The organism is Thermomonas brevis (genome assembly GCF_014395425.1).
GTDB lineage: Bacteria > Pseudomonadota > Gammaproteobacteria > Xanthomonadales > Xanthomonadaceae > Thermomonas > Thermomonas brevis.
Genome location: NZ_CP060711.1, coordinates 2,604,661 through 2,616,690, shown reverse-complemented (window position 1 = coordinate 2,616,690; position 12,030 = coordinate 2,604,661). Strand labels below are relative to the sequence as shown.

Below are 12,030 nucleotides of genomic sequence, written 5' to 3'. Positions count from 1 at the left end.
TCGAACCGCGCACCCGCATCGCCAATCCCTTACGCCTTCTTGATGACCGATTCCGCGATGTTGTTCGGCGCTTCTTCGTAGTGGTCGAACTCCATCGAGAAGGTCGCGCGGCCCTGCGACATCGAACGCAGCGAGGTCGCGTAGCCGAACATTTCGCCCAGCGGGATCATCGCGTTGATGATCTTGCCCGAGGGGCTGTCGTCCTGACCCTGCAGCACGCCGCGGCGGCGGCTCACGTCGCCCATCACGTCGCCCAGGTAATCCTCCGGGCTGACGATCTCGACCTTCATGATCGGCTCCAGCAGGACCGGATCGGCCTTGCGGAAGCCTTCCTTGAACGCCATCGAGGCGGCCAGCTTGAACGCCATTTCCGACGAGTCGACGTCGTGGTACGAGCCGAACACCAGCTTGACCTTGAGGCCGACCACCGGATAGCCCGCCAGCGGACCGCTGGTGATGGCTTCGCGCATGCCCTTCTCGACCGCCGGGATGAATTCCTTCGGAATCACGCCGCCGGTGATCTCGTTGACGAACAGGAAGTCGTTCTTGACGTCCGGGTTGGCCTTGTCGGCGTCGGTCATCGGCGACAGCTCGATCACCACGTGACCGTACTGACCCTTGCCGCCCGACTGCTTGGCGTGCTTGTAGTCGCTCTTGACGTCCGACTTGCGGATCGTCTCGCGGTACGCCACCTGCGGCTTGCCGACGTTGGCCTCGACGTTGAACTCGCGCTTCATGCGGTCGACGATGATGTCCAGGTGCAGCTCGCCCATGCCGGCGATGATGGTCTGGCCGGATTCCTCGTCGGTGCGCACGCGGAACGACGGGTCTTCCTGGGCCAGACGGCTCAGGGCGTTGCCCATCTTTTCCTGGTCGGACTTGGTCTTCGGCTCGACCGCCATCGAGATCACCGGCTCCGGGAAGCTCATGCGCTCGAGCACGATCGGCGCGTCGATGGCGCACAGGGTGTCGCCGGTCGTCACGTCCTTCAGGCCCACGGCGGCGGCGATGTCGCCGGCCAGCACTTCCTTGATCTCGTCGCGGTTGTTGGAGTGCATCTGCAGCAGGCGGCCGATGCGCTCCTTCTTGCCCTTGACCGAGTTCAGCACCTGGTCGCCGGCATTCAGCGTGCCGGAGTAGACGCGGAAGAAGGTCAGCGAGCCCACGAACGGGTCGGTCATGATCTTGAACGCAAGCGACGAGAACGGGGCCTTGTCGCTGGATTCGCGGCTCAGCTCCTTGGTTTCGTCATCGACGTCCACGCCCTTCACCGGCGGCACATCGACCGGCGACGGCAGCAGGTTGACCACGCCGTCCAGCATGGCCTGCACGCCCTTGTTCTTGAACGCGGTGCCGCAGAACATCGGCACGATCTCGGTCTTCAGGGTGCGCTGACGCAGACCTTCGACGATTTCGGCTTCGGACAGCTCACCTTCGTTGAGGTACTTGTCCATCAGCTCTTCGCTGGCCTCGGCGGCGGACTCGACCATGAACGCGCGCGCCTCTTCGGCCTGCGCCTGCAGGTCCGCCGGGATGTCGCGGTACTCGAAAGTCAGGCCCTGCGAGGCGGCATCCCAATGGATCGCCTTCATCTTCAGCAGGTCGACCACGCCCTCGAAGCCGTCCTCGGCGCCGATCGGCACCTGCATCGGCACCGGGGCGGCGCCCAGGCGCGACTTCAGCTGGTCGCGCACCTTGAGGAAGTTCGCGCCGGTGCGGTCCATCTTGTTGACGAACGCGATGCGCGGCACCTGGTACTTGTTGGCCTGGCGCCACACGGTCTCGGACTGCGGCTGCACGCCGCCCACGGCGCACAGCACGAACACCGCGCCGTCGAGCACGCGCAGCGAGCGCTCGACTTCGATGGTGAAGTCCACGTGCCCGGGGGTGTCGATGATGTTGAAGCGGTATTCCGGCAGGGACTTGTCCATGCCCTTCCAGAACGCGGTGGTGGCGGCGGACTGGATCGTGATGCCACGCTCCTGTTCCTGCTCCATCCAGTCCATGGTGGCGGCACCGTCGTGCACTTCACCGATCTTGTGGCTCTTGCCGGTGTAGAACAGGATGCGCTCGGACGTGGTGGTCTTGCCGGCATCGATGTGGGCCATGATGCCGAAGTTGCGGTAACGCTCGATGGGAGTGGAACGGGCCACGGGAGCCTCTCAATGTGTTCGGATTTCGGAATGACCGAAGGCCGCCTGTCGGCGGCTCTCGGGGTCGCGCGGCCGTTTCGGGGCCGCGAGGGGCGACGGACGCTGCCGTCGCCGGTCCTGCAACACCGCCGGGATTACCAGCGGTAGTGGGCGAACGCCTTGTTGGCGTCGGCCATGCGGTGGGTTTCTTCGCGCTTCTTGATCGCGCCGCCGCGGTTTTCGGAAGCGTCCATCAGCTCGCCGGCCAGCTTGCGCGGCATCGAGTTCTCGCCGCGCTTGCGGGCGGATTCGATCAGCCAACGCATCGCCAGCGCCATGCGGCGGGAAGCGCGCACTTCGACCGGCACCTGGTAGGTGGCGCCGCCGACGCGGCGGGACTTCACCTCGACCGACGGGGACACGTTGCCCAGCGCCTTCTCGACCAGCTCGAGGGCGTTCGGATTCTTCTCGCCGATCACGTCCATCGCGCCGTAGACGATCTTTTCGGCGACCGACTTCTTGCCGCTCTGCATGACCATGTTGATGAAGCGGGCGATGGTTTCGCTTCCGTGCTTCGGGTCCGGCAGCACCGAACGCTGCGGAGTATTGCCTTTACGGGACATGTTGCTTCTCTCGTGAGGCGGGCGGCAGCCCACCGTTTATCTGCGTGGATGAACCAGTTCCCGGACGACGCCGGGGCGGCCCGCCTCTTAGGACTTCGGACGCTTGGCGCCGTACTTGGAGCGCGCCTGCTTGCGCTTGGCGACGCCGGCGGCGTCCAGCGAACCGCGCACGGTGTGGTAGCGCACGCCCGGCAGGTCCTTGACGCGGCCGCCGCGGATCAGCACCACGCTGTGCTCCTGCAGGTTGTGACCTTCGCCGCCGATGTACGAGATGACCTCGTAGCCGTTGGTCAGGCGCACCTTGGCCACCTTGCGCAGGGCCGAGTTCGGCTTCTTCGGGGTGGTGGTGTACACGCGGGTGCACACGCCGCGACGCTGCGGGCAGTTGGCCAGCGCGGGCGAGGTGCTCTTGTAGGTTTCCGGGCTGCGCGGCTTGCGCACCAGCTGGTTGATCGTTGCCATTTCGGGGCTCAATTGGCGGGCCTGCGGCCCATTCGGAGACAAAGCCGGCCGAGTTGCGATGCAATCCGGCCGACCAAGACGAAAAAGTATAGCCCGCGCTCGATCTTGCGATCAAACGCAGCCATACCGAAAAACCACCCTGCCCGCGATGCGCGCAGCAGCGATTCATCTGCGATCCCGTCCGTCCTGGACCCAACACGAGGCGCTCCCTGCGACCTCATTTGGTGATCTGGATGGCGCAAGGCCATCGAATAACCGGGCGACTATACACATCGCCCGTCGATCCGGCAAGTCCCGCTCGGCGTTCGGGCCGGGCGGGACTGGAACCGCTTACTCCGCGGCGGATTCGGCCTCGGCCGGCTCGCCGGCCAGCGTTGCCATTTCCGCCTCGGTCAGGCCCGAAGCGTTCTTGCGGCGCTGGCTGTGGTAGGCCAGACCGGTGCCCGCCGGGATCAGGCGGCCGACGATCACGTTCTCCTTCAGGCCGCGCAGGGTGTCGCGGGTGCCGCGGACGGCAGCCTCGGTCAGCACGCGAGTGGTTTCCTGGAAGGACGCGGACGAGATGAACGACTCGGTCGCAAGCGAAGCCTTGGTGATGCCGAGCAGTACCGGTTCGACCTTCGCTAGGATTTCGTTCTTGCGCGACAGGCGATCGTTTTCCTCGATGGCGCGCTGGCGCTCGACCTGCTCGCCGTTGAGGAACTTCGAGTCGCCCTGATCGACGATTTCGACCTTGCGCAGCATCTGGCGGATGATCACCTCGATGTGCTTGTCGTTGATCTTCACGCCCTGCAGGCGGTAGACGTCCTGGATTTCCTTGACCAGATAAGCGGCCAGCTCCTCGACGCCCTTCAGGCGCAGGATGTCCTGCGGGCTCGGCTCGCCGTCCACCACGGTCTCGCCCTTCTCCACGTGCTCGCCTTCGAACACGATGATCTGGCGGTACTTCGGGATCAGCTCCTCGTGCTCCTCGCCGTCCGGCCCCTTGATGATCAGGCGCTGCTTGCCCTTGGTGTCCTTGCCGAACGAGATCACGCCCGAACGCTCGGCGAGGATCGCCGGGTCCTTCGGCTTGCGCGCTTCGAACAGGTCGGCCACGCGCGGCAGACCGCCGGTGATGTCGCGGGTCTTGGAGGCTTCCTGCGGGATCTTCGCGACCACGTCGCCCACGCCCACGGCGGCGCCGTGCTGCAGGTTGACCACCGAGCGCGGCGGCAGCAGGTACTGCGCCGGCAGGTCGGTGCCGGGGATGTTCAGATCCTTGCCGTCCTTGTCCACGATGCGCACCAGCGGACGCAGGTCCTTGCCCTGCGAGCCACGACGCTTCGGATCGGTGATTTCGCGCGAGGCGAGGCCGGTCAGTTCGTCCAGCTTCTCGATCACGGTGACGCCGTCGACGAAATCGACGAAGCGCACGAAACCGGCCACTTCCGAGACGATCGGGTGGTTGTGCGGATCCCAGTTGGCGACGGTCTGGCCGGCCTTCACTTCGCCGCCGTCCTGCACCTGCAGGGTGGCGCCGTAGGGCAGCTTGTAGCGCTCGCGCTCGCGGCCGTGGTTGTCCAGCACCGACAGTTCGCCGGAACGCGACACCGCGACCAGATGGCCGTCGGCGTGCTTGACGAACTTCAGGTTGTTGAACTTGACCGAGCCGGTGGTCTTGACCGTCACGTTGTCGATGGCCGCCGCACGCGACGCCGCACCGCCGATGTGGAAGGTGCGCATCGTCAGCTGCGTGCCCGGCTCGCCGATCGACTGCGCGGCGACCACGCCCACGGCTTCACCGTGGTTGACCAGGTGACCACGGCCGAGGTCGCGGCCGTAGCAGTGCGCGCACACGCCGAACGGCGCCATGCAGGTGATGGTGCTGCGCACCTTGATGACCTGCACGCCCGCTTCTTCCAGCTTGATCGCCCACTGTTCGTCGATCAGGGTGTTGCGGGTGATGAACGGATCTTCGTCGTTGCCCGGCAGGAACACGTCCTCGGCCACGATGCGGCCCAGCACGCGATCCTTCAGCGGCTCGACCACGTCGCCGCCTTCCACGATAGGCGTCAGGGTCAGGCCGTTGAGCGTGCCGCAGTCGGTCTCGGTGATGACCACGTCCTGCGCCACGTCCACCAGACGGCGGGTGAGGTAGCCGGAGTTCGCGGTCTTCAGCGCGGTATCCGCGAGGCCCTTGCGGGCACCGTGGGTCGAGATGAAGTACTGCTGGACGTTCAGGCCTTCGCGGAAGTTCGAGGTGATCGGCGTTTCGATGATCGAGCCGTCCGGCTTCGCCATCAGGCCGCGCATGCCGGCGAGCTGACGGATCTGCGCCTGCGAACCACGCGCGCCGGAGTCGGCCATGATGTAGATCGAGTTCATCGACTTCTGGTCGATGGTCTCGCCCTTGGCATTGACCACCTTCTCGGTGCCGATGGTGTCCATCATCGCCTTGGCCACGCGCTCGTTGGTGCGCGACCAGATGTCCACGACCTTGTTGTAGCGCTCGCCGCCGGTGACCAGGCCGCTCTGGTACTGCTGCTGGATTTCCAGCACTTCGGCTTCGGCCTCGTCGAGGATGCCCTTCTTCTCGTTCGGGATGACCATGTCGTCGATGCCGATCGACACGCCGGCGCGGGTCGCGTAGGCGAAGCCGGTGTACATCAGCTTGTCGGCGAACACCACCGTGTCCTTCAGGCCCAGCATGCGGTAGCAGCTGTTGATCAGGCGGCTGATGTTCTTCTTGGTCAGCTCGGTGTTGGCCAGCGCGAACGGCAGACCTTCCGGCAGGATCTCGCGCAGCAACGCGCGACCGACCGTGGTGTCCACGATCGAGGTCTGCTGGCTGCGGCTGCCATCCTCGGCCACCACGGTCTCGGTGATGCGCACCTTGCACTTGGCGTGCAGTTGCACCACGCGGTTGTCGTAGGCGCGCTTCACCTCGGCGATGTTGGCGAACACCATGCCCTCGCCCGCCTTGTTCTCCAGCGCGCGGGTCATGTAGTACAAGCCCAGCACCACGTCCTGCGACGGCACGATGATCGGCTCGCCGTTGGCCGGCGACAGGATGTTGTTGGACGCCATCATCAGCGCGCGCGCTTCCAGCTGCGCTTCCAGCGACAGCGGCACGTGCACGGCCATCTGGTCGCCGTCGAAGTCGGCGTTGAACGCGGTGCAGACCAGCGGATGCAGCTGGATCGCCTTGCCTTCGATCAGCACCGGCTCGAACGCCTGGATGCCGAGGCGGTGCAGGGTCGGGGCGCGGTTCAGCAGCACCGGATGCTCGCGGATCACCTCTTCGAGGATGTCCCACACCTCGGCCTCTTCGCGCTCGACCAGCTTCTTCGCCGCCTTGATGGTGGTGGCGAGGCCGCGCAGCTGCAGCTTGGCGAAGATGAAGGGCTTGAACAGCTCCAGCGCCATCTTCTTCGGCAGGCCGCACTGGTGCAGCTTGAGGTACGGGCCGACCACGATGACCGAACGGCCGGAGTAGTCCACGCGCTTGCCGAGCAGGTTCTGGCGGAAGCGGCCCTGCTTGCCCTTGATCATGTCGGCCAGCGACTTCAGCGGGCGCTTGTTGGTGCCGGTGATGGCGCGACCGCGGCGGCCGTTGTCCATCAGGGCGTCAACGGATTCCTGCAGCATGCGCTTCTCGTTGCGCACGATGATGTCGGGCGCGTTGAGCTCCAGCAGGCGGCGCAGGCGGTTGTTGCGGTTGATGACGCGGCGGTACAGGTCGTTCAGGTCGGAGGTCGCGAAGCGGCCGCCATCCAGCGGGACCAGCGGACGCAGATCCGGCGGCAGCACCGGCAGGACGGTCATGACCATCCACTCCGGGCGGTTGCCGGATTCGACGAAGGCCTCGATCAGCTTGATCCGCTTGGTCAGGCGCTTGAGCTTGGTCTCGCTGCCGGTGGAGGCGATCTCCTCCTTCAGCTGCACCATCTCGCTCTGCAGGTCGATCGTGCGCAGCAGGTCGTAGACGGCTTCCGCGCCCATCGCCGCGTCGAAGTCTTCGCCGTGCTCCTGGCGCGCCTGCAGGAACTGTTCTTCGGTCAGCAGCTGGCCGCGCTCCATCGGGGTCAGGCCCGGCTCGGTCACGACGAACGCTTCGAAGTACAGGATGCGCTCGATGTCGCGCAGGGTCATGTCCAGCATCAGGCCGATGCGCGAGGGCAGCGACTTGAGGAACCAGATGTGCGCGACCGGCGAGGCCAGGTCGATGTGGCCCATGCGCTCGCGGCGCACCTTGGCCAGGGTCACTTCGGTGCCGCACTTCTCGCAGACCACGCCGCGGTGCTTCATGCGCTTGTACTTGCCGCACAGGCACTCGTAGTCCTTGATCGGGCCGAAGATGGCGGCGCAGAACAGGCCGTCGCGCTCCGGCTTGAAGGTACGGTAGTTGATGGTTTCCGGCTTCTTCACTTCGCCGTACGACCACGAGCGGATCAGGTCGGGCGAAGCCAGCGCGATCTTGATCGCGTCGAAGTCCAGCGTCTGGCGCTGCTGGTTGAAGAGGTTGAGCAAATCTTTCATGTGTTCTCTCCGAATCGGGGGCAATGGGGCTTGCGGTTCGGCGCGGCGTCAACGCCGCGCCTTCGCGGAACCTCAGTGCTCCTCGAGTTCCATGTTGATGGCCAGGCTGCGGATTTCCTTCACGAGGACGTTGAAGGATTCCGGCATGCCCGCGACCATCTCGTGCTCGCCATCGACGATGTTCTTGTACATCTGGTTGCGGCCCTGCACGTCGTCGGACTTCACCGTCAGCATTTCCTGCAGGGTGTAGGCCGCGCCGTAGGCTTCCAGCGCCCAGACTTCCATTTCGCCGAAGCGCTGGCCGCCGAACTGCGCCTTGCCGCCCAGCGGCTGCTGGGTGACGAGCGAGTACGGACCGGTCGAACGCGCGTGCATCTTGTCGTCGACCAGGTGGTTCAGCTTCAGCATGTGCATGTAGCCGACCGTGGTCTGGCGGTCGAACGCCTCGCCGGTGCGACCGTCGTACAGCTGGGCCTGGCCCGACTCCGGCAGCTCGGCCAGCTTCAGCATGGTCTTGATCTCGGCTTCGGTCGCGCCGTCGAACACCGGGGTGGCCATCGGCACGCCGTCGGCCAGGTTCTTCGCCATCGCGATCAGCTCGGCGTCGCTGAACTGGGCCAGGTCCACGCGCTCGATGTGGGTCTTGCTGTCGTGGTTGTAGATCTCGCCGAGGAACTTGCGCAGCTCGGCCACCTTGGCCTGCGCATCGAGCATGCGCTGGATCTTCTGGCCCAGGCCCTTGGCGGCCCAGCCCAGATGCACTTCCAGCACCTGGCCGATGTTCATACGAGACGGCACGCCCAGCGGGTTCAGCACGATGTCCACGGTCTGGCCGTCGGCCATGTACGGCATGTCCTCGACCGGCACGATCTTCGACACCACGCCCTTGTTGCCGTGGCGGCCGGCCATCTTGTCGCCCGGCTGGATGCGGCGCTTGACGGCGAGGAACACCTTGACCATCTTCAGCACGCCCGGCGCGAGGTCGTCGCCCTGGGTGATCTTGCCGCGCTTGTCGTTGAAGCGCTTCTCGAACTCCTTCTGGTGCACGTCGAGCTGCTTGGCGGCGCGCTCGATCGCGTCGGCCGCGTCGTCGTCCTTCATGCGCAGCTGCAGCCAGTCGGACTTCTTGATGCCGTCCAGCACCAGCGAGGACACGGTATCGCCCTTCTTCACGCCCGGGCCGCCGTTGGCGACCTTGCCGAGCAGCTGCTCGCGCAGGCGCGCGTAGATCGCGGTTTCGAGGATGCGGAACTGGTCGTCGAAGTCCTTCTTGACGCGCTTGATCTCGTTTTCCTCGATCTGGCGCGCGCGCTTGTCCTTCTCGATGCCGTCGCGGGTGAACACCTGCACGTCGATGACCACGCCGTCCATGCCCGGGGGCACGCGCAGCGAGCTGTCCTTCACGTCGCTGGCCTTCTCGCCGAAGATCGCCCGCAGCAGCTTCTCTTCCGGGGTCAGCTGGCTCTCGCCCTTCGGCGTGACCTTGCCGACCAGGATGTCGCCGGCGCGCACTTCGGCGCCGATGTACACCACGCCGGACTCGTCGAGGCGGTTCAGCGCCTGCTCGGAGACGTTCGGGATGTCGGCGGAGATTTCCTCCGGCCCCAGCTTGGTGTCGCGGGCCTGCACGGTCAGTTCTTCGATGTGGATCGTGGTGTAGCGATCCTCTTCGACCACGCGCTCGGAGAGCAGGATCGAGTCTTCGAAGTTGTAGCCGTTCCACGGCATGAACGCGATCAGCATGTTCTGGCCCAGCGCCAGTTCGCCGATGTCGGTGGACGGGCCGTCGGCCAGCACGTCGCCGCGCGCCACCACGTCACCCACGTTCACCAGCGGACGCTGATTGATGCAGGTGTTCTGGTTGCTGCGGGTGTACTTGACCAGCGAGTAGATGTCGACGCCGGCATCGTGCTCGCCTGAGATCTCGCTCTCGTTGGCCTTGACCACGATGCGCGCCGCGTCGATCTGCTCGACCACGCCGCCGCGCAGCGCGTTCACGGTCACGCCGGAGTCGCGCGCCAGCGCGCGCTCGATGCCGGTGCCCACCAGCGGCTTCTGCGCACGCAGGGTCGGCACGGCCTGGCGCTGCATGTTCGCGCCCATCAGCGCGCGGTTGGCGTCGTCGTGCTCCAGGAACGGCACCAGCGCCGCCGCCACCGACACGGTCTGCATCGGCGAGACGTCCATGAAGTGGATTTCGCTCGGCGGCTTCAGCAGGTTTTCGCCCTGGAAGCGGCAGGCCACGAACTGCGCGGTGATGTTGCCCTTGGCGTCGCGCGGAGCGTTGGCCTGCGCGATGACGTACTCGTTTTCCTCGATCGCCGACAGGTATTCGACGTCGTCGGTGACACGGCCGTCCACCACCTTGCGGTACGGGGTTTCGAGGAAGCCGTACTTGTTGGTGCGGGCGAACACCGCCAGCGAGTTGATCAGGCCGATGTTCGGGCCTTCCGGCGTCTCGATGGTGCAGACGCGGCCGTAGTGGGTCGGATGCACGTCGCGCACTTCGAAGCCGGCGCGCTCGCGGGTCAGGCCGCCCGGGCCCAGCGCCGAGACGCGGCGCTTGTGCGTCACTTCCGACAGCGGGTTGTTCTGGTCCATGAACTGCGACAGCTGCGAGGAGCCGAAGAACTCCTTGATGGCAGCGGCGACCGGCTTGGCGTTGATGAGTTCCTGCGGGGTCAGGCCCTCGGACTCGGCCATCGACAGGCGTTCCTTCACGGCGCGCTCGACGCGGACCAGGCCGACGCGGAACACGTTCTCGGCCATTTCGCCGACCGAACGCACGCGGCGGTTGCCCAAGTGGTCGATGTCATCGACGGTGCCGCGGCCGTTGCGGATTTCGCACAGCACGCGGATCACGTCGAGGATGTCGGAACCGCCACCCACTTCGTTGCGCAGGCGCACGGACTCCTCGTCCTTGCGGTCGGCGAAGTACTTGGAGTCGAACAGCACCGGCGCGCCGGTGACTTCCTTGCGGCCGAGGCGGCGGTTGAACTTCATGCGGCCGACCGTGGACAGGTCGTAGCGCTCGAAGGTGAAGAACAGGTTGTGGAACAGGTTCTGCGCGGCGTCCTTGGTCGGCGGCTCGCCCGGACGCATCATCCGGTAGATCTCGACCAGCGCTTCCAGCTGGGTCTTGGTGCCGTCGATGCGCAGGGTGTTGGACAGGTACGGGCCGCGGTCGAGGTCGTTCACCCACAGGGTGCCGACGCTGGCGATGCCGGCCTTGCGCAGCTTCTCCAACGTGTCGACGCTGATTTCGTCGTTCGCGGTCGCCAGCAGTTCGCCGGTGGCCGGGTCGATCACGTCGTGCGAGAGGATGCGGCCGAGGATATAGTCGTCCGGCACGGCCAGCGCGGCGACGCCGGCGGCCTCAAGCTGCTTGACGTGGCGCGCGGTGATGCGCTTGCCGGCTTCGACGATGACCTTGTCGCCGTCGGCCAGGTCGAAGTCCAGCGTTTCGCCGCGCAGGCGCTCGGGCACCAGCTCCAGCTGCACGCCTTCGGCTTCGATGTGGAAGGTGTTGATGTCGAAGAACTCGTTCAACATCTCTTCGTTGTTGTAGCCCAGCGCGCGCAGCAGCACGCTGACCGGCAGCTTGCGGCGGCGGTCGATGCGGGTGAACAGCGCGTCCTTCGGGTCGAACTCGAAGTCCAGCCACGAGCCGCGATACGGGATGACGCGGGCGGAGAACAGCAGCTTGCCCGAGCTGTGGGTCTTGCCGCGGTCGTGGTCGAAGAACACGCCCGGCGAGCGGTGCAGCTGGGAGACGATGACGCGCTCGGTGCCGTTGACGATGAAGGTGCCGTTGTCGGTCATGAGCGGGATTTCGCCCATGTAGACCTCCTGCTCCTTCACGTACTTGATCGCCTTGGTGCTCGACTCGCGGTCGTAGATCACCAGGCGCACGGTGACGCGCAGCGGGGCGCCATAGGACAGGCCGCGGGTGCGGCATTCGCGTTCGTCGAAGGCCGGCTCGCCCAGCTTGTAGCCCACGTATTCCAGCGCGGCGTTGCCGCTGTAGCTGGAGATCGGGAACACCGACTTCAGCGCGGCGTGCAGGCCGTGGTCGGAGCGCTTGGACGGCTCGACGTGCTCCTGCAGGAACTCGCGGTAGGAATCGACCTGGATGGCGAGCAGGTACGGCACTTCCAGGATCGAACGGCGCTTGCCGAAGTCCTTGCGGATGCGCTTCTTCTCGGTGAACGAATACTGTTTGGCGGTGGTCATGGAGCGTGCGCCTCGTCATGTGCGGCCGCGCGCGGCGGCCCGCAGGGGATATCAAGGAA

General features: G+C 65.7%; 5 protein-coding genes. All 5 read right to left on the bottom strand.

Annotated elements, in window-relative coordinates; all coding sequences use genetic code 11:
- Window positions 1-29: 29 nt before the first annotated feature.
- The 5 genes from fusA to rpoB all read right to left on the bottom strand — a co-directional run bounded on the left by fusA (window position 30) and on the right by rpoB (window position 11,971).
- Window positions 30-2,153 carry an elongation factor G gene (gene fusA / locus H9L17_RS12085; RefSeq protein WP_187569684.1) on the bottom strand — a complete coding sequence of 708 codons (2,124 nt, stop codon included), beginning with the start codon at window positions 2,151-2,153 and terminating at the stop codon, window positions 30-32.
- A 134-nt stretch (window positions 2,154-2,287) separates the two neighbouring features.
- Complete coding sequence (gene rpsG / locus H9L17_RS12080) at window positions 2,288-2,755, bottom strand: 30S ribosomal protein S7 (RefSeq protein ID WP_187569683.1); 468 nt, start codon at window positions 2,753-2,755, stop codon at window positions 2,288-2,290.
- An 87-nt stretch (window positions 2,756-2,842) separates the two neighbouring features.
- Window positions 2,843-3,217, bottom strand: a complete 375-nt coding sequence (rpsL, locus tag H9L17_RS12075; protein ID WP_028840187.1) for a 30S ribosomal protein S12 — start codon at window positions 3,215-3,217, stop codon at window positions 2,843-2,845.
- 330 nt (window positions 3,218-3,547) lie between these two features.
- A complete protein-coding gene (gene rpoC / locus H9L17_RS12070) occupies window positions 3,548-7,738 on the bottom strand; it encodes a DNA-directed RNA polymerase subunit beta' (protein WP_187569682.1) in 4,191 nt (1,396 codons plus the stop codon).
- Window positions 7,739-7,810: 72 nt separating this feature from the next.
- Window positions 7,811-11,971 (bottom strand): DNA-directed RNA polymerase subunit beta, encoded by a 4,161-nt coding sequence (gene rpoB, locus H9L17_RS12065; protein WP_187569681.1) that lies wholly within the window; start codon window positions 11,969-11,971, stop codon window positions 7,811-7,813.
- Window positions 11,972-12,030: the final 59 nt, after the last annotated feature.

What these genes read in the sequence shown, in the direction of transcription:
- rpsG (WP_187569683.1), bottom strand. Translation starts at nt 2,755, where the DNA reads ATGTCCCGTAAAGGCAATACTCCGCAGCGTTCGGTGCTGCCGGACCCG.
- rpoB (WP_187569681.1), bottom strand. Translation starts at nt 11,971, where the DNA reads ATGACCACCGCCAAACAGTATTCGTTCACCGAGAAGAAGCGCATCCGC.
- rpsL (WP_028840187.1), bottom strand. Translation starts at nt 3,217, where the DNA reads ATGGCAACGATCAACCAGCTGGTGCGCAAGCCGCGCAGCCCGGAAACC.
- rpoC (WP_187569682.1), bottom strand. Translation starts at nt 7,738, where the DNA reads ATGAAAGATTTGCTCAACCTCTTCAACCAGCAGCGCCAGACGCTGGAC.